Origin of the sequence: Pseudomonas sp. FG-3G (assembly GCF_901007645.1) — a bacterium.
GTDB lineage: Bacteria > Pseudomonadota > Gammaproteobacteria > Pseudomonadales > Pseudomonadaceae > Aquipseudomonas > Aquipseudomonas rhizophila.
This window is the reverse complement of record NZ_CAAKGZ010000004.1, coordinates 54,753-77,395: the sequence shown is the minus strand read 5'-3', so window position 1 is coordinate 77,395 and position 22,643 is coordinate 54,753. Positions and strand designations below refer to the sequence as shown.

Below are 22,643 nucleotides of genomic sequence, written 5' to 3'. Positions count from 1 at the left end.
TCTTCCCCCCAGCGCTTGAGTCCCACACAGACCGTCCACCCCGGCCCTCGTCAGCGCCCCAACAGAGCGAACCCCGCTAGTGCCCCCCCGCCCCATCAGCTACTCTTCTTCCTTGGACGAGCATTTTGATATCAAGGCTGATTGAGGAAACGACGATGGGCGACGCCTCGAACATCGATATGCTGCGCCTCGACCTGTCCGGTCTGGACGAAGGTGTGCTGCACACCATCCTTGAGCTGGTCAGCGATGGCATCTGGGACTGGAACGCCAACACCGGTTTCGTCTACCGCAACCCTGGCTGGTACACGATGCTGGGGTATCCGCCTCACTCACTCGATAACACCGTGCTGACGTGGGAAAGCGTGATCCATCCCGATGATTACCCGCAGGTGATGGCTTTGTTCGACGACCACCTGCAACAACGCTCCCATCACTACCAGGCCGAATACCGCTGTCGCACGCGCGACGGCTCCTGGATGTGGATCGAGGACCGTGGCTATGTGATCGCCCGTAACCCCGACGGCACGGTGGCGCGGATGATCGGCGCCCATCGCAGCATTGACGACAAGAAGCGTCTGTTCGAACAACTGGAACGGCGCAACAAATCGCTGGAAGCCGTCATCCAGGAGCGAACCCTGGAACTGTCCCGGGTCAACCATCAGTTGCAGATCCAGCTCGACGAAAACCGCAGGCTTGCCGAAACCGACGCCCTGACGCGGGTTGCCAACCGCTATCGTCTCGAACAGGCCCTGCCGCTGGCCTGCGAGCGTGCCCAGCGTTTTCGCGAGCCGTTGTCACTGATCGCCATGGACGTCGATGACTTCAAGGACATCAATGATCATTACGGTCATGCTTTCGGCGACGCAGCGCTGGTGCAAGTGGTGCAAGCCGTTAAACGCTGCGAACGCGACGGCGACTTGCTCGCACGTTGGGGGGGTGATGAATTCATCATGATTTTGCCCAATACCTCCCTGGCCGACGCCTGCCTGATGGCTGAAACCATTCGCCGCAGCCTGTCCGATCTGCTGCCGGTGGGCGATTTCCAGGTCACCATGAGTTTTGGCGTGGTGCAGCGGCATGGGGATGAGCAGCACACGATGCTGCTGGACCGGGCGGACCAGGCGCTGTATCGCTCCAAGGTGGCCGGCAAGAATGTGATCTGCCAATGATGCGTACCTGAACAACAAATGCCGACCTGCCACCGGTTCAACCGTGACAACGCCGCCCGGGTCCAATAGATTAGGCGACCGGAAAAAAGCTCAACGCCTTTCTCGCCTCATCCAGCTAACAGAAGTAGTGAAATTTCAATGTCCGATTCCAATACCGCTGAATCCGTAGTCACCCTGTCGTCCAAAGCGGAATACGAAAACTCCATCAATCTTTCACAGCATCTGCCTCAGGCCAAAAGCATCAGTGAGATGGTTCTCGATGCGTTCCAGTCGAACCGCGAAAGCGATCAGATCCGTGAGCTGCGCAACGCCATCCGTCAGGCCCATGACGCGTTCGACGATGACAAGGCCTACGAACTGATGGGCCAGCTCAAGCAGCTCAAGGACGCCGAAGCCGCCGATTTCGCGGCACTGGAAGACCTGAGCAGCCGCTTCCCCATCAGCCGTATCCTGTCCAGCTACAAGGACGACCCGACCTTCCAGGAACTGGTTTATGGCCTGGCCCTGAAAGTGCTGAACCAGACCCACCAGGCCATCAGCAATCCGAGCGGCAGCAAAGGTAAGGCTTCGCGGCCCAAGAAAGAGGCCGAAGTGTTTGTCATCAGCAAGGACGGCATCAGCGTCACTCTGCCCTTGCGCACCCCACGCTCCAAGCCGAACGTCGACCGCGAGGCCTTCGAATTCCTGGGCTTCAGTTTCGTCGGCGAAGGCGACCAGGCCGAGCTGGAAAGCGAAACCTTCCTGGACAACGACGGCACCGAACAACCGGTCACCCGCAAAAGCATCGTCACCGCCCTGCAACAGCAGAAAGCGTTCGACGGCTACAGCATCGCCCAGCAATAAGCCTTCTTGTTCGGCGGTTGTCAGCCCGCCGCCAGAACCTGTGGGAGCGAGCTTGCTCGCGATAGCGGTGGTTCAGCTTGCATCGATGTTGAATGGGCCGGCGTCATCGCGAGCAGGCTCGCTCCCACAATGGATCAGCGGCGTTCGCAGATTATGTGCTCGCCGTAGACCTGTGGGAGCGGGCTTGCTCGCGAAGGCGCCCTGTCAGTCAACATCACCTCAGCTGACCCACCGCTTTCGCGAGCAAGCTCGCTCCCACAGGAATGTCGGCAGTTCGAAGCAACACCCACAAAAAAGCCCCGCGCTTCTCTCGAAGGCGGGGCTTTTTGTGTGGCGTCTGAAGCTTAAGGCGCGTAAGTCAGCAACAACTCACTCGGCACTTTGAAGTCCAGGGACATCATGACGCTCAGGGCGGTGATGGTGAAGATCGAGAACACGAACAGCTTGCGTGCCCAAACCGTGTCATCCACCGCCTTGTAGCCGGTCCAGGCCATGTACAACCAGTACATGCCCATGGCGGCGGCGACGGCGAGGTAGCTCATGCCGGCGTAGCCGCTGAAGGTCAGCATCAAGGTTGCCACGAGGAAGGCCAGGATGTAGAGCAGGATGTGCTTCTTGGCCACCTGGATGCCGCGCTTGACCGGCAGCACCGGAATCGAGGCGGCCAGGTAATCGTTGAAGCGGAAGATCGCAATGGCATAGGAATGCGGCATCTGCCACAGGCTGAACATCACCAGTAGCGTCAGCGCCGCCATGTCGAAGCTGTTGCTCACCGCCACGTAACCGATCACTGGCGGCATCGCCCCCGACAGACTGCCCACCAGCGTGCCGTGGACCGACTTGCGCTTGAGGTACAGGCTGTAGAAACCGACATAGATGACAAACCCGATCACCGCGAACAGCGCCGCCAACGGGTTGGCCACCCAGTACAGCAGCGCCACACCGGCGACACCCAGCACCGTGGCGAACGCCAGGGCCAGTTGCACCGGGATCAGGCCCTGGACCAGGGCGCGGTTCTTGGTGCGCTCCATCTTGATGTCGATGTCGCGGTCGATGCAGTTATTGAATACACAACCGGACGCCACCACCAGGGAAGTGCCGATCATCGCCGCCAGAAAGATGGCCAGATCGACATGCCCTTTCGAGGCCAGGAAAAACCCGCCTGCCACAGAAAGCACGTTACCGAAAATGATCCCCGGCTTGGTGATTTGGATAAAGTGCTTTAAGGACATCCGGACTTTCCTCAGTGCGCCATCATGTTGGTGTGGATGCTGAACATGATCCACAACGACAGGCCGACCAGCAGGACAATGACGATCGCGGCAAAGACAAACGCGACCACGTTGTTACGCTGGGCAGCGGAGCGGTCCAGGTGCAGGAAGTACACCAGGTGCACCAGTACCTGGACCACGGCGAAGATCAGGATGATCCACAGGGTCAGACTTTTCGGCAGCGTCGGGTACATCACCAGGCCAAACGGAATAACCGTCAGGATCACCGACAGAATGAAACCGATGGCGTAGGACTTGACGCTGCCGTGGCCGGCGTCGTGGCCATCGTGGGAATGTGCGTTAGCCATTTACAGGGTCCCCATCAGATAAACAACGGTGAATACGCAGATCCACACCACGTCCAGGAAGTGCCAGAACAGGCTCAGGCAGCTCAGGCGCGTCTTGTTGGTGGCGGTCAGGCCGTTTTTGTGGACCTGGTACATCATGATCGCCATCCAGATCAGGCCGCTGGTCACGTGCAGACCGTGGGTGCCGACCAGGGTGAAGAACCCGGACAGGAAGCCGCTGCGGCTAGGGCCGTAGCCTTCGGCGATCAGGATGTGGAACTCGTTGATCTCCATGGCGATAAAGCCGGCGCCCAGCAGGAAGGTCATCGCCAGCCAGCCCAGTACCTGGGTTTTCTTGCCCTTGAACAACGCCAGCATGGCGAAGCCGTAGGTGATCGAGCTGAACAACAGCAGTGCGGTTTCGCCCAGCACATACGGCAGCTCGAAGATGTCGTGGCCCGACGGGCCACCGGCGACGTTGTTAACCAGCACCGCGTACACCGCGAAGATCGACGCAAACAGAATGCAGTCGGTCATCAGGTAGAGCCAGAAACCGAATACGGTCATCTCGCCCGAGTCGTGGTGATGGTCATCGTGCCCATGGTCATGACCATGGGCGTGTCCAACATTGGTCACTAAGTTCGACATGGTTTAAGCCTGTTCCAACGAGGTTTCAACACGGGTGGCGGTGGCTGGGACTTTCCCTGCCGCGACCAGACGTTTGTGCTGCTCGGCTTCGATGCGCTCGATGACATCCACCGGCACCATGTAGCCCTGATCGTCACGGGCGGCATGAATGGTGAAATACACCACGGTGCCGACCAGACTGGCGATGGCCAGCCACCAGATGTGCCAGATCATCGCGAAACCGAACACGGTCAACAGCGCACCCATGACCACACCGGTCGCGGTGTTGTTGGGCATGTGGATCGGCGCGTACTTGGCCGGAGTCTGGTACGCGGTACCGTTTTCCTTGGCTTCGGTGAACGGGTCGATGACGTCGGCTTTCGGCAGCACGGCAAAGTTGTAGAACGGCGGAGGCGACGAGGTCGACCATTCCAGGGTATGGGCATTCCACGGATCACCGTGTTCGCACATGTTCTCTGGCTTCTTGCGGTCACGCACGCTGACGTACAACTGGATCAGCTGGCAGGCGATACCCACGGCGATCATCACCGCGCCGAACATGGCGACGTACAGGTACGGCACCCACTCAGGGTTGGTGGTGGCGTTCAGACGACGGGTCATGCCCATGAAGCCCAGTGCATACAGCGGCATGAACGCGACGAAGAAGCCCGAGATCCAGAACCAGAATGCAGCCTTGCCCCAGCCCTCGTGCAGCTTGAAGCCGAACGCTTTCGGGAAGTAGAAGGCGAAGCCGGCGATGTAGCCGAATACAGCGCCGCCGATGATCACGTTATGGAAATGCGCGATCACGAACAGGCTGTTGTGCAGCACGAAGTCCGCACCCGGGATGGCCAGCAGTACGCCGGTCATGCCGCCGATGGCAAAGGTCACCATGAAGCCCAGGGTCCACAGCACGTGGCTGGTGAAACGCAGACGGCCCTGGTAGATGGTGAACAGCCAGTTGAACAGCTTCACACCCGTCGGGATCGAAATCAGCATCGTCGCCAGACCGAAGAAGGCGTTGACGCTGGCACCCGAACCCATGGTGAAGAAGTGGTGCAGCCAGACCATGAAACCCAGCACCGAGATCGCGCCGCTGGCGTAGATCATCGAGTGGTGGCCGAACAGCTTCTTGCCGGAGAACGTCGAGATGACTTCGGAGAAAATCCCGAACGCCGGCAGAATCAGGATGTACACCTCGGGGTGACCCCAGGCCCAGAACAGGTTGACGTACATCATCGGATTTCCACCCAGTTCATTGGTGAAAATGTGGAAATCCATGTAGCGGTCAAGCGTCAGCAAAGCCAGGGTAGCGGTCAGGATCGGGAACGAAGCGACGATCAGGACGTTGGCCCAGGTGCAGGTCCAGGTGAAGATCGGCATGTCCATCAGCTTCATGCCCGGGGTACGCATCTTCAGCACGGTGGCCAGGAAGTTGACCCCCGTTAGCGTTGTCCCAAGTCCCGATAGCTGTAGCGCCCAGATGTAGTAATCCATCCCCACGCCCGGACTGTATTGCAGTCCCGACAACGGTGGATAGGCAACCCAACCGGTCTTAGCAAACTCGCCAACGCCCAGGGACAGGTTGATCAGTACCACACCGGAAACCAGCAGCCAGAAGCTCAAGGAGTTCAGGAACGGATAGGCCACGTCACGCGCGCCGATCTGCAGCGGCACTGCAAGGTTCATCAGGCCGGTGAAGAATGGCATCGCCATGAAGATGATCATGATCACGCCGTGGGCGGTGAATATCTGGTCATAGTGTTCAGGCGGCAGGTAGCCAGGCGAACCCTCGGTGGCCATGGCCAACTGGGTACGCATCATGATGGCGTCGGCAAAACCGCGCAGCAGCATGATCATGGCGACGATGATGTACATCACGCCGATTTTCTTGTGGTCGACCGACGTCAGCCACTCGGTCCACAGGTAGGTCCACTTCTTGAAGTAGGTAATCCCCGCGAACAACGCCAGACCACCGAGCGCGATGATGGCGAGGGTCACCATGACAATCGGCTCGTGGAACGGGATCGCTTCCCAACTTAATTTACCAAACATCGTTTACTCCTCTGCCCCGGCAGCTGAATGCGAACTCATGTCCATCCCTTCCATGTTGTGGGCCACTTCCTTTTCGTTCTTCTCGTGGTGCATCGGCTTGCCCGGGTTCATCCCTTCATACTTGTCGATGATGGTCTGGAACAGGTTCGGCGTGACCGAAGAGTAGAGCTCGACTGGGTTGTTCTGGCTCGGTTTGGAAAGGGCTTCGTATTCAGCTTTTTCAAGCTGTTTAGGTGCCTTCTTCACATCGTTGACCCAGGCGTCGAATTCTTCCTGGGTCGTGGCGATTGCTTTGAACTTCATGCCGGTGAAACCCGCGCCGCTGTAGTTGGCGGAGATACCGTCGAGTTCGGCGTTCTGGTTGGCGATCAGGTGCAGCTTGGTCTGCATGCCCGCCATCGCGTAGATCTGGCCACCCAGGCCCGGGATGAAGAACGAGTTCATCACGGTGTCGGAGGTGACTTTGAAATTGATCGGCGTGTGGGCCGGGAACACGATCTTGTTGACCGTGGCGATGCCTTGTTCCGGATAGATGAACAGCCACTTCCAGTCCATGGAGACCACTTCAATGGTGATCGGCTTGACGTCGGAATCCAGCGGACGATACGGGTCAAGGGCATGGGTGGACTTGTAGGTGATGTAACCCAGGGCAATGATGATCAGTACCGGAATAGTCCACACCGCCACTTCGATTTTGGTCGAGTGCGACCACTTGGGCGTGTACGTGGCACTGGTGTTGGACGCGCGGTATTTCCAGGCGAACAGGAAGGTCATGACGATAACCGGCACGACGACCAGCAACATCAACAGCGTAGCGGTGATGATCAGATTACGTTCATCCAGGCCGACCTGACCCTTGGGATCGAGCAAGGTCATGTTGCAGCCTCCCAGCAACAACGTGCCGAGCAAAGGCAACAAGCCTAGTAATCGGGGGTACCTGTTTTTACTCATCTCACGACCTCTAAAGCAGCTTGCGCAATGCAGTTGGGTTTTGATCGCCAACACTTCACCCTGCCAAGGGTTGGCATTTTTCTTGGATTGAATAAGGGCTGACCGTCGCAGCGTCAGACGCTGTTCGACACATCCCGGGCCAGCAGTGAGTTCTTATTCGAATTCGTAGGTCAAAGGCCTTGTTACAGCCCAATTCCATTTGGTGCGGGTAGTTGGAAGGCACCGACACCTGGGGTCGCATGGGGCGTTGAGCCCTTCGACCACCTCACGGGCTCAAGCTTGAGCCGGGTCGGAAATTCGGTGCGGGCGATTGTAGTGAGCTGAGGCGCCGGAGACCATGTCTTATCCTGAAATAATTTTCATCAAATCGAGCAACAATCTTTCGCAGAATTCGAAACAAGCCGGCATCTTATCGAAATTCATTCTCAACAAGAACCCCAGAAAACGTAGGTCTACTACGCCCGATTTAGACAGCTTGCACTGATTAAAGAGGCTTTTTACGCCCGTAGAGCCCGCGTCATTCGGGGGCTGAGCGGCAAGACGCCCGATTGTTAGAAATGCCTGCTACGGGGGGGAGACAGTTAGCCGGATGGAGCCTGCAACGGCTGATTTTTCATTGCAGAACGAGGTGCTTATTCGCGCAGCAAGTGGCCGAATGACAGCAAATGTGTGACAACGTGTCGCACGCTGTCGCGGCTCATTATTGTCTCGGATCAAGGCTGGCACGCAGTAAGACTGAAACGCAAAACGCCCCGGCTTCCTACAGAAAACCGGGGCGTCTGATTGAGGCGCTTTAGGGCAGTTGTTTGCGATTGCGCGACACCAGCAACGGCACCAGGATCGCCGTGAGGACGAACGCCACCAGTGCCCATTGTGCCAGGGACAAGCCCAGGATCGGCGGATACGGGGTGGAGCAAAAGCCGTCGACCTGGAAGCCCAACGGGAAGATCTTCGCCAGCGGGAGGTCATCGACAATCGGTTGCAGCACGTCGACGCCACAGCTGACCGCCGGGAAGAACTGGGTGTACACGTGATGCCCCGCTACCGCCGCACCGGCCAGGGCACTGAGCACCACCAGGCCTTCGAAAACCGTCAGGCTGCGACGGGTGCGCATGGCCGCGCCAATGAAGGCGAAAATGGCGATCAGCAACAATGCATACCGCTGCAGGATGCATAGCGGGCACGGCGCCTCGCCGAGCGCCACCTGCATGTACAGCGCACCGCCGATCAGCGCCAGACAGATCAGCCCCAACAGCACCAGATAGCGCCGTTCACGGCCTAAGCGCAGCATTTGCTCATTCATTGCGTTTCCCTTTGTATGCATTGGATCGACGCGCAGCCTGGAGAAACCCGGCGCACTGTCGGATGGCCAAAGTCTACACGCTGACCATGACAGAGAACGAGCGGCTGCCGCCCACATTGAGGGGAATAAACAGGAGGGAGGTTAAGTACGGATTAATTTTGCTTGGAGAAGTCAGGCGGGATGGGGTGAACATGGCGCCGCTATCGCGAGCAGGCTCGCTCCCACAGTTGTCTTTGCGTTGATCACCCAATCGTGCCCGCCGCAAATCCATTGTGGGAGCGAGCCTGCTCGCGATGCAGACGAACCGGGTCACCCCGGCTCGCCCCGCCGTTACTCCAGCGCCGCCGCCGGGCCGAAGAATTCGTAGCGGCTTTGCCCGTCCGGCACGCCCAGTGCCTTGAGGTGGCGCTTGACGGCGGCCATGAAGCCTTTGGGCCCAAGGAAGTAGGCATCCAGGTCACGCTGCTGCGGCAACCATTGCGCCAGTTGTTCCTGGCTCAACAAGCCGACCTTGTCAGCTGCCGGGCTCAAGCCGTCATCTTCGTCGTAGCAATAGAAGCGCTTGAGTTGTGGATGCCGCTGGGCCAGGTCATCGATCCAGTCACGGAACGCGTGCGCGCCGCCGTTACGTGCACAGTGGATAAAATGCACCGGCCGCTCGGTTTGCAGCGCCGCCTGCAACATCGCCAGGGTCGGGGTGATGCCGACGCCGCCGCTGATCAGCACCAGCGGTTTGTCGCTCTGGGTCAGGAAGAAGTCCCCTGACGGTGGAAACAACTGGATGCTGCTGCCAATCGGGAAATGATGGTGCAGGTGGTTGGACACGCGCCCGCCCGGCTCGCGCTTGACGCTGATGCGATACTGACCGTTGTCCGCCAGGGCCGACAGCGAATAATTGCGGCGCACCTCCTCGCCATCCAACACCAGTTTCATGCCGATGTACTGGCCTGGTTCCGCCACCAGGATCGCGCCCTTGTCCGCCGGCTCGAAGTAGAACGAAGTGATTTCCGAGCTCTCCTGCACCCTGGCTGCCAGGACGAACTCACGCTCGCCCCGCCAGCCGCCCGGCGCTGCGGCTTTCTGCTCGTACATGCCGGTTTCGGCACCGATCAGGATATCGGCCAACTGGTTATAGGCAGCGCCCCACGCGGCAATCACTTGCGGCGTGGCGATCTCTTCACCCAGCACCTCGGCGATCGCCCGCAACAGGCAGGCCCCCACAATTGGGTAATGTTCCGGCAGGATTTGCAGGGCGACGTGCTTGTTGACGATTTTGGCCACTAGGTCGCCCAACTGATCGAGCTGGTCAATGTGCCGGGCATACATCAATACGCCGTTGGCCAGGGCGCGGGGCTGATCACCGCTGGCCTGGTGAGCCTGGTTGAACAACGGGCGCACTTGCGGGTATTCGGACAGCATCATGCGATAAAAGTGAGTAATGAGCGCTTCACCACCGCTTTCAAGCAAGGGCACGGTGGAGCGGATGATGGCGCGTTCTTCTCGGCTGAGCATAAGGTGACTCCTGGCGTATTACGAAAAACTGATACCTATGCCTATCAGGTTTCATGCCATAAAATTTATTAAACATTTTCAATTGCTTACGAATTAAGTAGTCATAAAGACATATGGCATCTTATAGTCATTAGGACCATATGGAGTCATTATGACCGCAACCTCCCTACTGACCTCGCTGCTTCCGCTGGTGGCCGACCTCTCCCGCGAGTTGCCGGAAGGCGAGCGCTACCGACGCCTGCTTGGCGCGCTGCGAGCCCTGTTGCCCTGCGACGCCGCCGCGCTGTTACGCCTGGACGGAGACTGTCTGGTGCCGCTGGCGGTGGATGGCTTGAGTACCGATACCCTGGGCAGACGCTTCCGGATCAGTGAACACCCCCGCTTCCAGGCACTGCTGGCCAGCCCGCAGCCCACTCGCTTTGCCGCCGACAGTGAGCTGCCCGACCCCTACGACGGATTGGTCGAAGGTCTGGCTGAGCACTTGGAGGTCCACGACTGCATGGGCTGCCCACTGTTCGTCGACGAGCAACCGTGGGGCCTGCTGACCCTCGATGCGCTGAACCCCGAACGCTTCGAGCCGATCGACCTGAGCGCCTTGCAGGCCTTTGCCAGCCTGGCCGCCGCCACGGTCAGCGCGGCCGAACGCATCGATCGGCTGGCCTTGAAAGCCGAAGACGAACATCGCCGCGCCGAGGTCTACCGCCAGGCCAGCGGCCAGCAACCTCGCGACATGGTCGGCCAGAGCAAGGCCCACAAGCGATTAGTGGAAGAAATCAACCTGGTGGGGGGCAGCGACCTGACGGTGCTGATCACTGGCGAAACCGGGGTTGGCAAGGAGCTGGTCGCCCAAGCCATACACGCGGCCTCCAAGCGCGCCGAGCAGCCGCTTATCAGCCTCAATTGCGCTGCACTGCCGGATACCCTGGTGGAAAGCGAACTCTTCGGCCATGTACGCGGCGCGTTTACAGGGGCCACGAATGACCGGCGCGGCAAATTCGAACTGGCCGATGGCGGCACGTTGTTCCTCGATGAAGTGGGCGAGTTGTCCTTGACCGTGCAGGCCAAGCTGCTGCGAGTGTTGCAGAGCGGCCAGTTGCAACGACTGGGCTCGGACAAGGAACATCGGGTCGATGTACGCCTGATTGCGGCCACCAATCGCGATCTGGCTGAAGAAGTGCGCAACGGGCGATATCGGGCCGACTTCTATCATCGTCTGAGCGTGTACCCGTTGCTGGTGCCGGCACTACGGGATCGTGGGCGCGATGTGCTGCTGCTCAGCGGTTTTTTCCTGGAGCAGAACCGTTCGCGCATGGGCCTGGGCAGCCTGCGCCTGACCAGTGACGCCCAGGCCGCATTGCTGGCGTATGACTGGCCGGGGAACGTGCGTGAACTGGAGCACCTGATCGGCCGAAGCGCCTTAAAAGCCTTGGGCCGGTGTCCGGTGCGGCCAAAGATCCTCAGCCTCAGCGCCCAGGACCTGGACTTGCCCCGCAGTCCGGAAGAAAACCCGCCACCTTCATCCGCCAGCCCCGCACCTGCCCTGGAGGGGGTCACGGGGGACTTGCGTGAAGCCATGGACGATTTTCAACGCAAGCTGATCATCGCCTGCCTGGAACGGCATCAGCACAACTGGGCCAGCGCCGCCCGGGAACTGGGTCTGGATCGGGCAAACCTGGGGCGGATGGCCAAGCGGTTGGGACTCAAATAAACCTTCTGTACCACCGACGCCCCATGCGGCGAGGGCATTTGTCGCCTGACCATAGCGTATGCATTCCCAGGCCACTGAGCTGAAATCGATTGTCTGTGGGTTTCGCCCTAAAGCCAGCCCCCATCGGGTCGATAACCCAATATCAAAAGCTGTTTTGGCGTTCTTCACGCTCGCCCCACCTTTTTCCACAGAAGGTTTTTATGTCTTCCAACAAAGCCCGCGCAGACTCACTTTCGCTTCTGCTGTTTACCTTGCGCAGCGGCAAGCTGATGGCAATCAACCTGCTCAAAGTCAGCGAAATCATTCCCTGCCCGCCGTTGACCAAACTGCCGGAGTCGCACCCGCACGTCAAAGGCATCGCCACCCTGCGCGGGGCCTCGTTGTCGGTGATCGACCTGAGCCGCGCCATCGGCGAACGCCCTCTGGAAGATCCGGATGGCGGCTGCCTGATCGTCACCGATGTGAGTCGATCCAAACAGGGTCTGCATGTGCAGGCGGTGAGCAAGATCGTGCATTGCCTGACCACCGACATCAAACCCCCGCCTTTCGGCTCAGGCGGCGTACGCGCCTTCATCACTGGCGTGACGTCGGTGGATGGCACGCTGGTGCAGGTGCTGGACATCGAAAAAGTCATCCACGGTATCGCCCCGGCGCAGATTGAAACGGCGCCCACCGAGCTGAGCATGGAAGACGCCGAAGTCCTGGGCAACGCGCGGATCCTGGTGGTCGATGACAGTCAGGTGGCGTTGCAACAATCGGTACACACCTTGCGCAACCTCGGGCTGCAATGCCACACCGCTCGCAGCGCCAAGGAAGCCATCGAATGCCTGCTGGACCTGCAAGGCACCGCACAGCAGATCAACCTGATCGTTTCCGACATCGAAATGTCGGAGATGGACGGCTACGCCCTTACCCGGACCCTGCGGGAAACGCCGGACTTCGCCCACCTCTATGTGTTGCTGCACACCTCGCTGGACAGCGCCATGAACAGCGAGAAGGCTCGGCTATCCGGGGCCAATGGCGTGCTGACCAAGTTCTCCTCACCGGAGCTGACCAAGTGCCTGATCACGGCCGCCAAGGCGGTTGCCGAGCAAGGCCACTGAGTCATGCCTGATGATCATTCCCATGCGTATAGGGGAATGATCATCCCGGCACCTCAGGCATACTCCTGTCCTGGCTTCCCGGAACAAGGATCTTGCTGATGAAAATCCACGCACTCATGTTTTTGGGCTTCACGGCCCTCGCCGCCCAGGCCCACGCCTCCAGCCCAGAAGCCTGGGCCACCCATGACAAAGCCGTGCTTGCCAGTTGCATCAAGGCCAGCGGCTTGAAGAACGCCGAGCCTGTGGGCACTGCCGCGCAGTTCGATGACCGGGTGGGTTATACCGCGCTGTTGCTGCAAGGCCAGTATCCGCAGAAACACATGAAAGGCGCGACGGGCACCGAGCTGTGCCTTTACCGCAAGAAATCCAAGACCGCCTACGTGACCGAGTGGGACTCCATCCGCCCCGCCGACAACAGCCGGTGATGGCGCACAACTTGCTTCGCATCGGTTAATCGCGGCGTTTTTCTGTCGCCGCCTTCCAGCTTTTGACCGGGCGCTCAATGAACACAACGTTTTCCTGCGTAGGCTGTGGCAAATGCTGCACCGATCACCATGTCCCCCTGACCCTCGACGAGGCCCGGATGTGGGCTGACGACGGCGGCCAGGTGATTGTCCTGGTGGAAGCCTTCCTGCCCAACGGGCTCGGCCTGCCGGCGGCGCAACGCGAACACGCTGAGCGCCGTTCGGCGCGGGTCCACAGCGGCACCACCGAGGCCTTGGTGGCAATCACCTTCGCCGCCTATAACGCCGGGCGCTGCCGCAATCTTGACGAAGAAAACCTGTGCCGCATCTACGAGCGCCGCCCCTTGGTGTGCCGTATCTATCCGATGGAAATCAACCCGCACATCCCGCTCAACATTGCCGTAAAGGAATGCCCGCCAGAGTCGTGGGAGACCGGACCGCAACTGATACTCGGCGGTGAACTGGTCGACAAGGAACTGGCGCAGTTGATCGAACGCTCACGTCAGGCCGATCGCGAGGAAATCCGGATCAAGGAGCGCATCTGCGCTTCGCTGGGCATCCTCACCACCGCGCTGAAGGGCGACGGGTTTACCGCGTACCTGCCGGACATGAGTGCATTCGCCGCCGTCATTGATCAGGTCCGTTTGCAGCCACTGGAGCAAGCGGCCAGTGAATGGCAGTTCCATTTGTCCGGTGATGACGTGGCCTGCCAGGTCCTGGCCAGTGGAGCACGGGTCGCCACTGAGGCACCGGTCAACTACGCGTTTATTTCGCTGCGGGCGGCGTAAACACCCCAGGGATGAAATAGAAATCCCTTGTGGGAGCGAGCCTGCTCGCGATAGCGGTGGATCAGTTTGCAGTGATGGTGGATGTGCCGCCGTCATCGCGAGCAGGCTCGCTCCCACATCCAACATAGATGCTCCCCCATAGGTACTGCCCATAAGTACTCCATTCCTGCCACTGACTCGCCTCAATCGACGCTCCCCTCTCGCCTAACCCACATCCAGAATGTTAGCGTGCTTGGTATTCCTTGCCTGATGAGCCTTCTGCGATGAAAAAAACCGTACTTGCCTTCAGCCGTGTCACACCCAAGATGGTCGAACGACTGCAACAGGATTTCGACGTGATCGTGCCCAATCCGTCGAACGGCGACATCAATGCACAGTTCAACGAAGCCTTGCCCCACGTGCATGGCCTGATCGGTGTCGGACGCAAGCTCGGCCGCGAACAACTGCAGAGCGCCGCGAATCTGCAAGTGGTGTCCAGCGTGTCGGTGGGTTACGACAACTATGACCTGGCCTACTTCAATGAGCGTGGAATCATGCTCACCAACACCCCTGACGTGCTCACCGAAAGCACCGCTGACCTGGCCTTCGCCCTGCTGATGAGCAGCGCCCGGCGCGTCGCTGAACTGGACGCCTGGACCAAGGCCGGCCAATGGCAGGCGACGGTCGGCCCGCAGCTGTTCGGCACTGACGTGCACGGCAAGACCCTGGGCATCGTCGGCATGGGCAACATCGGCGCCGCCATTGCCCGGCGTGGCCGGCTGGGGTTCAACATGCCGATTCTCTACAGCGGCAACAGCCGCAAGACCGAACTGGAAGATCAGTTGGGCGCACAATTTCGCGAGCTGGATCAGTTGCTGGCCGAAGCGGACTTTGTTTGCCTCGTGGTGCCATTGAGTGAGAAGACCCGCCACCTGATTGGCCAGCGCGAACTGGCTCTGATGAAACCGAGTGCCATTCTGGTCAATATTTCCCGCGGTCCGGTGGTGGATGAGCTGGCGCTGATCGAAGCCTTGCAGAACAACCGCATCCGCGGCGCCGGGCTGGACGTTTACGAGAAAGAACCATTGGCCGAATCGCCGCTGTTCCAGCTGAAAAACGCCGTAACCCTGCCCCATATCGGCTCGGCCACCCACGAAACCCGTGAAGCCATGGCCAATCTAGCCGTGGAAAACTTGCGCAGCGCTTTGCTGGGCGAGCGACCGAAGAACCTGGTCAACCCGCAAGTCTGGAAGTAAACCATCGGGCAGGCGCCGGGTCCGGGCCTGCCATACCCTGGCTCAGCGTGCGCCCAGGGCGGCTTGCGTCGCCACGGGCCGGGGTTTGCGAAACACCAGCACGTTCCCCAACATCACCAGCACCAGCCCGAGCAGTGCCGGCGCCGTCCATTGGTAACCCTCGACCAACGCCGAGACGTTCAACGCCACCACCGGAAACAGCACCGTGCAATACGCCGCCCGCTCCGGCCCCATGCGCCCCACCAGCGTCAGGTAGGCGGTGAAGCCGATCACTGAACCTGGGATCACCAGGTACAACAGCGAGCCGACATAGCGCGCGTTCCATTCCATATCGAACGGGATGCCTTTGAAGAGGCACCACACCGCCAGCATCGCTGCCCCATAAGCCATGCCCCAGGCGTTGGTGGTCAAGGGTTTGAGACCGGCCTTCTGCTGCAAACTCGAGAGCATGTTGCCCGCCGAAAAGCACAAGGTTCCCAGCAGCGCCAAGGCCAACCCGAGCAGCGTTCGCGGGCTTGCGCTATGACCCGCCAGCTCCGGCCAGAACAGCAGCGCCAGCCCCAGCAAGCCCAAGGCGCCGCCGAGCATGACGTTGCGGGCGATCCTTTGACCGAAGAACACGCGGGCATTGAGGGCATTCCAGAGCGTGGCAGTAGAGAACACCACCGCGACCAACCCACTGGGAATCCATTGGCTGGCAGTGAGGAAACACATGAAGTTGATGCAGAACAGGCACAGGCCCTGGGCCACGCAAATCAAATGACCGCGCCGGTTCATTGCTTGCAGACGTCGGCTGAGCAAGAGCATCACAAACAGAATCAGCGCCGCCAGGCCGAAGCGATAGACAATCGACACGGGGATGGCGACCACGCCCAACTGCAATTTCAGCGCAATCCAGGTAGTGCCCCAGATGAGCACGGTAAGCAGATACAACGAGAGGTTCATGACGGCAACTCCTGACAATGACCGCCAGTGTTGCGCCGCCCACCACCAGGCGCTTGCGTAAACTTGCGGTTTTGTCGGTTTGCAGGCTGGCATGAGCCGATCGACGGAGTAGGATGCAAGGCGTTGGAGAGACCCGATCATGCCCACACTGCAAACCCTGCAAGTCTTTCAAGCCCTCAACAGTTCGCCCAATGCTCGCCTTGAGCACAGTGCCGAGCTTGGAGACGGCATGGCGGCCGCTTTGTGGAGCAACCATCACGACGCCCAAGACTACGAGGCGCCGACGCACCACACGCTGTCGTGCTACATCGCCGGTGGTACCGGCACGTTTCGCCGCGAACGCCCCGACACCACCGGGGCACCCGGCAAACTCTGCGTCCTGCCGGCCGGGCATGAATCGGCCTGGGTCATCAATGGCGACATTCGCCTCGCCCACCTGTACTTCAGCCCTGAACAATTCGCCCTCGGTTGCGTCACGCTACTGGATCGCGAGCCGCGGCAAGTGCAACTGCGCGAAGCCACCTTTCTCGACGACCCGCAACAGGCACAGCGCTTTCGCCAGTTGATCGCCCTGAACTGGGATGAGCCCGGTGAACGCCTTCTGACCACCAGCCTGGCCCATGACTTGCTCAACCATCTGCTATTGAGCCAGGTCGGCCAGCGCCAGGGGCTTCGCCTCAAGGGCGGGCTGGCCGCTCACCAGCGGCGAATGCTGGTGGACTACATCGACAGCCATCTGGCCGACGCCATCAGCCTCGGCCAACTGGCGGCGCTGTGTGCGCTGTCCGAATACCACTTTGCCCGGATGTTCCGCGAAAGCTTCGGCCTGCCGCCCCATCAATACGTACTGGCACGACGTCTGGCCCAAGCGCGGCACTGGCTGCGCAGCACGTCAAAACCGCTGGGTGAGGTCGCATTGGCCTGCGGGTTCGCCAGCGCCAGCCATTTTACGAATCGTTTCCGGCAGGCCCTCGGCGCGACACCCGGCGAGTATCGACAGGCGTTTTTGCGCTAGCGAACAAGCTGCCAGACGCACTATCGCCATCGCGAGCAGGCTCGCTCCCACAGGAGTGCTATGCCGAACGCAACATTCACGTCCACTGAAGGTCCAGTGTGTGCGAGCCTGCTCGCGATACCGTGGCGCATCCAATATGGAGTGCAAGCAAAACGGGCCTGCGTTGGCAGGCCCGTTTTCGGTCGGTCAGTAAAAAGAATTAGGCTCAGCCGTTGAGTGCAGCCCGTTCGTTCTCCAGGAATTCTTCTTCCAGCATCGCATCGGCCAAGGCCACCGACTCGGTCGGTTTCTCAGCGGTGGCGCGTTTGACGCGCAGTTTGCCGAACAGATGCTCCAGGGCATGTTCAAGCTTGGTGGCCGCCCCTTCGATGGCCAATTCCAGCGTATCGGCCTTGTGTGTCACCGAGACCGGTTGCAGACCCTTTGGCCGTGCTTCCAGCTGACAACGCAAGTCATGGGGACCGGGCTTGTCGCCGTTCTCGTCCCGCAAATGGACCTCGACCCGTATCAGGTCTTCTTCATAACGTTCGAGCGTGCTTTCGATGGTAGTACGTACCCACTCCTCCAGTCGGATGCTGCTTTGAATATGGTTATCGCTGTTGACTTGGATTTGCATAGTTCATCCCTTATTTCGGCTAGCTCGCCAGGGGCCAATCGACGGTAGCGCGACGACCCCTTGAATACAGAGTCGGGCTGGCGGCAGAACAATTCAACCCCTTCGAAAAGATAAATATTCATACGCAAATAAAGCCGGACAACGGACAAAAGCGCTGTTAATGTCGGGAGTTGCCTCGCCTTGCTTACCCCACGAAAATTCTGCGCTCACCCTGCACCGTCAACGACCATTCGCCCATTCCTGCACAGAAACGGGCAGCCTCCCGGGCCGCATGCCAAGGCCTTCAGCGCCTATGCGCCGTGATCATTGTCCGACAGTTTTTCCGGCATGCCCCTTGCTACCTCTCTGCTGGAGCGGTCGCAGGTTGGGATCTTCCGATCCAGCCTCTGCCTGGCTCTGGATGAAGCACGATCATGGAATGGCCGGTGGTCCGGTATCGCGAACTAATCCCGATCACGGCCGGTCAACAACTGCACGTTCAATCAGGCGGTGACGCATCATGGACAACCCTTTTCAGCTCATTACCGACGCTTTTGCGCCGCAGTATCAAATCAATCTGAGCATCCAGGGCCTGGACGGCAGCATCATGCTGACCCTCTCCAAGGCCGGGCGCATCGTCGCCAAGCGCATGATCAGCGCCCAGCAACGCAATGACCCGGAACGCCTGCGGCGCCTGGTCCAGAGCATCCAGTTCGGCATCGCCATCGAGCAGGGCCACAGCGCTGTGGCGATCCTCGAAGCCATGACCGGCGGTGACAACGTCAAGCTGCCACCACCGCAGACGCAGGGCGCGACATCCGCCCCCGCCGGTTTCTAGATCTCGCCCTTCTCCACTTCGGCGTGCTCGCTGGAACCCGCGCCAACCTTGCGGTGCGGGTGCTCGATTTTCACCGAAGGGAACTGTGAGGAAGCGTAACGCACCACCAGGATCGCGAACGCCAGCAGCAAGATGCCGCCGCACAAGTAGATGATGCCCAGGTCAGGCGGACTGTGGTGGGAGACGTTGGAAATCAACAAGCGCGTCAGCGCCGTGATCGCCACGTAGATCAGGAACCGCACCGGCATGTGGTTGGTCTTGAAGTAGATCCCGACCATCGCTCCCAATTCCAGATAGATGAACAGCAGCAGGATGTCATCGATCTTGATGTGCCCCTGCTCGAGCATCTGCAAAAACTCCATCACCGCCGCCCAGGCGGTCACCGCTCCGATGGCAAACAGTGCCAGGTAATGGAACGTCTCGACGAACAGATTGCCCAGGGATTCGGCCAACTGATGTACGTTCTGGCGCAGGTTCTCGGCCCAGTTGATTTTCACGATGTAGTTTCCTTAGGTCGACTCGACCGGATGATGCGGGTTGGACGTGACGGTTGTTCTGCATGCAGAAAAAAGGCCAGCGGCTGAGGGTGAGATGGCGATGGGCCGCAACCCGACACTTTTGCGATGTTGATGCCGCCCTGTCGTGAGCAGGCTGGCTCCCACACCAGCGCTCGCGACAAATGTGCAAATACGTCTACATTAAAAAGCCACTATCCAAAGGGAAGGGATTCGCTTATCCTTTTGGCTGTATATAAATACAGTAGTCACAAAGATAACCAATGTGAAGGCATGTGAGGTGGTGAATGGCCGTCGAAGTGGTATACCGCAGCAGCCGAGATCTGGAGCGCTTGTTCATGGATAAAGCCGAAGCTGACCGTCATGACAAAATGCTGGAACTCGCCGAATTGCTGGCCGAAGTGTTGCAAAAAGCCGTTCCCTCGCTGAGCGAGAAACAGGTTGAGGAAGCCGGCATCTACATGGCGAAAAATCGCGATGTGTTCGCCAAGGCGTTCAAGAGTCAACCGGACGCCTTGTCCGAACTGCTCAATGCCCCTGCTGAATAAGCCTTGAAAAGATCGCAGCCTTCGGCAGCTCCATGGAATCCACCCAGGAGCTGCCGAAAGCTGCGATCTTTTTTATCGGTACAACAAACGCTCTGCCAATTCATCGGCCACCCTGGCCGGTGAGCGTTTTTCTGCCTGGGCGTGGGCAAAGACTTCCGTAAGCCGGGCGCCGATCTTCGACAAATGCGCGGTGATCGTCGACAGCTCTTCGCCGCGATGCTTCAAGGCGACATAGATCAGGCCTCCGGAGTTGATCACATAATCCGGCGCATAGAGGATCCCACGCCGTTCCAATTGATCGGCCACCTGCAGGTTGCTCAACTGGTTATGGGCCGACCCGGCAACCGCCGAGCAGCGTAGTTGCGCCACGCTCTGGCTATTGAGCACCCCGCCCAGGCCACAGGGGGCGAGGATGTCGCACGGGGTACTGAGCAGTGCATCGTTGGCGATCGGATGCGCGCCCAGTTGCTCCATCGCCAGTTGAACCTTGCCAGGGTCAATGTCGCTGACCAACAGTTCGGCGCCTGCGGCGTGCAACTGTTCGGCCAGGGCGAAACCGACATTGCCCAGGCCCTGGATCGCTACCCGCAGGCTTTCCAGGTTATCGCTGCCCAGGCGGGCCATGGCCGTGGCACGGATGCCGGCGAATACCCCCATCGCCGCGTGAGGCGCTGGGTCTCCCGAAGCCGTGGTGCTGGTCACATGACGGGTCTGTTGGGCGATGCAGTCCATGTCCGCCACCGAGGTGCCGCTGTCGATGGCGGTGATATAGCGGCCATCCAGTTGCTCGATGCAGCGCCCAAATGCCTCAAACAGCGCAGCGCGGCTTTCGACATGGGCCGGACGCATGATCACGGCCACGCCGCCGCCCACCGGTAAGCCGGCCAGTGCGGCCTTGTAGCTCATGCCCTGGGCCAGGCGCACGGCGTCGACCACGGCACTTTCATCGTCGGGGTAGGACAGATAACGACATCCACCCAGAGCAGGCCCAGGACGGCTGCAATGAATGGCAATCACCGCCTTCAACCCGGTGGCCGGGTCTACGCTCAGGTGCAGCGATTCAAGGCGGGAGCTTTGCATGAGAGCAAACATCGACAGGCTCCCGAATCACTTTTGTTTGTTCCGCCAGTATAGGCGTGCGCTCAAAATTTGCTGGAGCGCGCCGGAATAAGTCGACCGGACGGCCAGTCTTTTGGGCATAACCTGATTCCTTCCGCGGACGAGACTGGACGAAAGCCCGCAGCAGAGCTAAAAACGAGGCATAGCCCGGAGACTGTGATGACACCGCGCCAAGCCTTTTTTGATTGCCTGCACCGCTCCCCACCGGCGCTGTTCGAAGCAGCGTTGTGGATTGCTGCCGAACATGATCGCGAAGTGGACGTACCGGCGTTGCTGAAGGATTTCAAGGATCTGCAACAGCGTGTCAGCCATGACCTGCCGATGCTGCCCGTCAGCGAACTGGGACAACCCTTGCTGCGCCGCCTCAATGACCTTGGATTCGCCCAGGACGATTTCACGCCCCTGCGCCCACGGGCCGCGTTGCTCGACAAGGTGCTGACGCGTAAACGTGGACAGCCCCTGGCCCTCGGCCTGATCGCCCTGGAGCTGGCTCGTGGCCTGGAGATTCCGATGGTCGGTGTCAATTTCCCCGGTCACTTCCTGTTGCGGGTCCCCGGTGCCGATCATCTGCTCGACCCGTGTGGCGGACGCCGGTTGTACCCCAACGACTGTCGGGAATTGCTGCAACGCCAATACGGCGCCAACATGCCCCTCAAGGCCGAGCACCTGGTCAGTGCCGAGCCCATGCAGATGCTCCAGCGCCTGTCGCGCAATCTTCGCCAATTGCATCTGACTAACGACGACTACATTGCTGCACTGATCGACGCCGAACGGGTGCTTGAACTGGGCAACGCCAGCGCCGCCGATTACCTGGCCCGCGCCAGCCTGTACCAACGGCTCGACTGTCCCAACGCCGAACGATTCGACTTGGAGCACGCGCTGATGCTCAGCGAAGACCCGATCCAGCGAATCCGGCTGACGGAACGGCTGGGGCATCTGCCGCCCAATTCAATTGTGCATTGAGCAAGTGTAGATCGCGGATGACGAGGTGGTAACCCAACGGCTCGCCCCCTCTCCTTCGGTGGGAGCGAGCCTGCTCGCGATAGCGGTGTGTCAGACAACATGTTTGTAAGCTCAACCACCGCCATCGCGAACAGGTTCGCTCCCACAGGGGGCTCAAGGTGTATCAGGCTGATTTGCCGGATGCGCCTGTTGAAACGCTGGATGCGCAGCCGCCAACGCCGCAACGCGACGGATCCGTGGATACGCCTCCAGGGAGACATTGAACCGTTCTGCCGCGTATACCTGCGGGATCAGATACACGTCCGCGACCCCGGGTGCTGCACCGAAGCAGTAGCCGTCATCCCCAATCAACTGTTCCACCGCCGCCAGTCCCTGGCTGATCCAATGCCCGATCCACTGCGCCACCTGCGTTTCATCGTGGCCCCACTGCCGCAGCTGGTTGAGTACGCTGACGTTGTGCAGCGGATGAATATCGCAACCGATCAATGCCGCGACGCCTCGCTCATGAGCCCGAACCGTCAGGTCGGCGCTGAGCAACGGCACCTGTGGATAACGCTCCTCCAGGTACTCGATGATGGCGGGTGACTGCACCAGCAACGCGCCTTCGTCGGTACGCAGCGCCGGAACCCGGCCCTGAGGGTTGATCGCCAGATAGGCCGGCTGACGATGTTCGCCCCCAGGCGCAGCGATCAGGTTGACCGGCAGGGCCTGGTAATCCAGGCCCTTGAGCGCCAGGGCAATGCGCACCCGGTAGGACGAAGTGGAGCGGTAGTAGGTGTAGAGTTCCAT

The 22,643-nt window shown here is 59.9% G+C and carries 23 protein-coding genes; 11 read left to right on the top strand and 12 right to left on the bottom strand.

Annotated features, from left to right (window positions below):
* Nucleotides 1-155 precede the first annotated feature (155 nt).
* Entirely contained in the window at nucleotides 156-1,169 is a 1,014-nt protein-coding gene (locus PSEUDOMOFG3G_RS02915) for a diguanylate cyclase (RefSeq protein ID WP_139049172.1), read from the top strand.
* Nucleotides 1,170-1,307: 138 nt separating this feature from the next.
* Entirely contained in the window at nucleotides 1,308-2,012 is a 705-nt protein-coding gene (locus tag PSEUDOMOFG3G_RS02910; RefSeq protein ID WP_139049171.1) for a hypothetical protein, read from the top strand.
* 344 nt (nucleotides 2,013-2,356) lie between these two features.
* Here PSEUDOMOFG3G_RS02910 and cyoE read toward each other — a convergent pair whose 3' ends face one another.
* The 7 genes from cyoE to hmpA form a co-directional block, all read right to left on the bottom strand.
* Nucleotides 2,357-3,244, bottom strand: coding sequence for a heme o synthase (cyoE, locus tag PSEUDOMOFG3G_RS02905; protein ID WP_047228597.1), 888 nt, complete (start codon nucleotides 3,242-3,244; stop codon nucleotides 2,357-2,359).
* A gap of 11 nt (nucleotides 3,245-3,255) precedes the next feature.
* A complete protein-coding gene (gene cyoD / locus PSEUDOMOFG3G_RS02900) occupies nucleotides 3,256-3,591 on the bottom strand; it encodes a cytochrome o ubiquinol oxidase subunit IV (protein ID WP_025211927.1) in 336 nt (111 codons plus the stop codon).
* Nucleotides 3,592-4,218 (bottom strand): cytochrome o ubiquinol oxidase subunit III, encoded by a 627-nt coding sequence (locus PSEUDOMOFG3G_RS02895; RefSeq protein ID WP_047228598.1) that lies wholly within the window; start codon nucleotides 4,216-4,218, stop codon nucleotides 3,592-3,594.
* Nucleotides 4,219-4,221: 3 nt separating this feature from the next.
* On the bottom strand, nucleotides 4,222-6,252 hold the full coding sequence (cyoB, locus tag PSEUDOMOFG3G_RS02890) for a cytochrome o ubiquinol oxidase subunit I (RefSeq protein WP_047228599.1): 2,031 nt from the start codon (nucleotides 6,250-6,252) through the stop codon (nucleotides 4,222-4,224).
* A 3-nt stretch (nucleotides 6,253-6,255) separates the two neighbouring features.
* Nucleotides 6,256-7,203: a ubiquinol oxidase subunit II gene (gene cyoA, locus PSEUDOMOFG3G_RS02885; RefSeq protein ID WP_047228600.1), complete on the bottom strand. Its 948-nt coding sequence runs from the start codon at nucleotides 7,201-7,203 to the stop codon at nucleotides 6,256-6,258.
* 793 nt (nucleotides 7,204-7,996) lie between these two features.
* Complete coding sequence (locus PSEUDOMOFG3G_RS02880) at nucleotides 7,997-8,506, bottom strand: disulfide bond formation protein B (RefSeq protein ID WP_047228601.1); 510 nt, start codon at nucleotides 8,504-8,506, stop codon at nucleotides 7,997-7,999.
* Between the two features lie 330 nt (nucleotides 8,507-8,836).
* Nucleotides 8,837-10,018: an NO-inducible flavohemoprotein gene (gene hmpA, locus PSEUDOMOFG3G_RS02875; protein ID WP_139049170.1), complete on the bottom strand. Its 1,182-nt coding sequence runs from the start codon at nucleotides 10,016-10,018 to the stop codon at nucleotides 8,837-8,839.
* A gap of 151 nt (nucleotides 10,019-10,169) precedes the next feature.
* Between hmpA and norR the strand changes: the two genes are divergently transcribed.
* From norR to PSEUDOMOFG3G_RS02850, 5 genes are all read left to right on the top strand, one after another.
* Complete coding sequence (gene norR, locus PSEUDOMOFG3G_RS02870; RefSeq protein WP_139049169.1) at nucleotides 10,170-11,726, top strand: nitric oxide reductase transcriptional regulator NorR; 1,557 nt, start codon at nucleotides 10,170-10,172, stop codon at nucleotides 11,724-11,726.
* A gap of 200 nt (nucleotides 11,727-11,926) precedes the next feature.
* A complete protein-coding gene (locus PSEUDOMOFG3G_RS02865) occupies nucleotides 11,927-12,829 on the top strand; it encodes a chemotaxis protein CheV (protein WP_047228604.1) in 903 nt (300 codons plus the stop codon).
* A gap of 98 nt (nucleotides 12,830-12,927) precedes the next feature.
* Nucleotides 12,928-13,254, top strand: a complete 327-nt coding sequence (locus PSEUDOMOFG3G_RS02860; protein WP_139049168.1) for a hypothetical protein — start codon at nucleotides 12,928-12,930, stop codon at nucleotides 13,252-13,254.
* A gap of 77 nt (nucleotides 13,255-13,331) precedes the next feature.
* The gene (locus PSEUDOMOFG3G_RS02855; RefSeq protein WP_139049167.1) at nucleotides 13,332-14,081 is read left to right on the top strand and encodes a YkgJ family cysteine cluster protein; all 750 of its coding nucleotides are present in this window, start codon (nucleotides 13,332-13,334) and stop codon (nucleotides 14,079-14,081) included.
* Nucleotides 14,082-14,344: 263 nt separating this feature from the next.
* Nucleotides 14,345-15,316 carry a D-glycerate dehydrogenase gene (locus PSEUDOMOFG3G_RS02850; protein ID WP_139049166.1) on the top strand — a complete coding sequence of 324 codons (972 nt, stop codon included), beginning with the start codon at nucleotides 14,345-14,347 and terminating at the stop codon, nucleotides 15,314-15,316.
* A 42-nt stretch (nucleotides 15,317-15,358) separates the two neighbouring features.
* On the opposite strand, the gene PSEUDOMOFG3G_RS02845 is transcribed toward PSEUDOMOFG3G_RS02850, so the two are convergent.
* Nucleotides 15,359-16,261, bottom strand: coding sequence for a DMT family transporter (locus PSEUDOMOFG3G_RS02845; protein WP_139049165.1), 903 nt, complete (start codon nucleotides 16,259-16,261; stop codon nucleotides 15,359-15,361).
* Nucleotides 16,262-16,400: 139 nt separating this feature from the next.
* Between PSEUDOMOFG3G_RS02845 and PSEUDOMOFG3G_RS02840 the strand changes: the two genes are divergently transcribed.
* The gene (locus tag PSEUDOMOFG3G_RS02840) at nucleotides 16,401-17,276 is read left to right on the top strand and encodes a helix-turn-helix domain-containing protein (RefSeq protein WP_139049164.1); all 876 of its coding nucleotides are present in this window, start codon (nucleotides 16,401-16,403) and stop codon (nucleotides 17,274-17,276) included.
* Between the two features lie 205 nt (nucleotides 17,277-17,481).
* Here PSEUDOMOFG3G_RS02840 and PSEUDOMOFG3G_RS02835 read toward each other — a convergent pair whose 3' ends face one another.
* A complete protein-coding gene (locus tag PSEUDOMOFG3G_RS02835) occupies nucleotides 17,482-17,892 on the bottom strand; it encodes an HPF/RaiA family ribosome-associated protein (RefSeq protein WP_139049163.1) in 411 nt (136 codons plus the stop codon).
* Nucleotides 17,893-18,391: 499 nt separating this feature from the next.
* Between PSEUDOMOFG3G_RS02835 and PSEUDOMOFG3G_RS02830 the strand changes: the two genes are divergently transcribed.
* Nucleotides 18,392-18,709 (top strand): DUF3509 domain-containing protein, encoded by a 318-nt coding sequence (locus PSEUDOMOFG3G_RS02830; protein WP_047228614.1) that lies wholly within the window; start codon nucleotides 18,392-18,394, stop codon nucleotides 18,707-18,709.
* On the opposite strand, the gene PSEUDOMOFG3G_RS02825 is transcribed toward PSEUDOMOFG3G_RS02830, so the two are convergent.
* Complete coding sequence (locus PSEUDOMOFG3G_RS02825) at nucleotides 18,706-19,206, bottom strand: phosphate-starvation-inducible protein PsiE (protein ID WP_076383585.1); 501 nt, start codon at nucleotides 19,204-19,206, stop codon at nucleotides 18,706-18,708. The genes PSEUDOMOFG3G_RS02830 and PSEUDOMOFG3G_RS02825 overlap by 4 nt on opposite strands.
* 305 nt (nucleotides 19,207-19,511) lie before the next feature.
* Here PSEUDOMOFG3G_RS02825 and PSEUDOMOFG3G_RS02820 point away from each other — a divergent pair, with 305 nt between their 5' ends.
* Nucleotides 19,512-19,772: a YebG family protein gene (locus PSEUDOMOFG3G_RS02820; protein WP_047228616.1), complete on the top strand. Its 261-nt coding sequence runs from the start codon at nucleotides 19,512-19,514 to the stop codon at nucleotides 19,770-19,772.
* Between the two features lie 72 nt (nucleotides 19,773-19,844).
* On the opposite strand, the gene PSEUDOMOFG3G_RS02815 is transcribed toward PSEUDOMOFG3G_RS02820, so the two are convergent.
* Nucleotides 19,845-20,864: a Glu/Leu/Phe/Val dehydrogenase dimerization domain-containing protein gene (locus PSEUDOMOFG3G_RS02815; RefSeq protein WP_047228617.1), complete on the bottom strand. Its 1,020-nt coding sequence runs from the start codon at nucleotides 20,862-20,864 to the stop codon at nucleotides 19,845-19,847.
* A gap of 186 nt (nucleotides 20,865-21,050) precedes the next feature.
* On the opposite strand from PSEUDOMOFG3G_RS02815, the gene PSEUDOMOFG3G_RS02810 reads away from it, so the two are divergent.
* Nucleotides 21,051-21,854, top strand: coding sequence for a SirB1 family protein (locus tag PSEUDOMOFG3G_RS02810; RefSeq protein WP_047228618.1), 804 nt, complete (start codon nucleotides 21,051-21,053; stop codon nucleotides 21,852-21,854).
* A 153-nt stretch (nucleotides 21,855-22,007) separates the two neighbouring features.
* On the opposite strand, the gene maiA is transcribed toward PSEUDOMOFG3G_RS02810, so the two are convergent.
* Nucleotides 22,008-22,643 (bottom strand): maleylacetoacetate isomerase, encoded by a 636-nt coding sequence (maiA, locus tag PSEUDOMOFG3G_RS02805; protein WP_047228619.1) that lies wholly within the window; start codon nucleotides 22,641-22,643, stop codon nucleotides 22,008-22,010.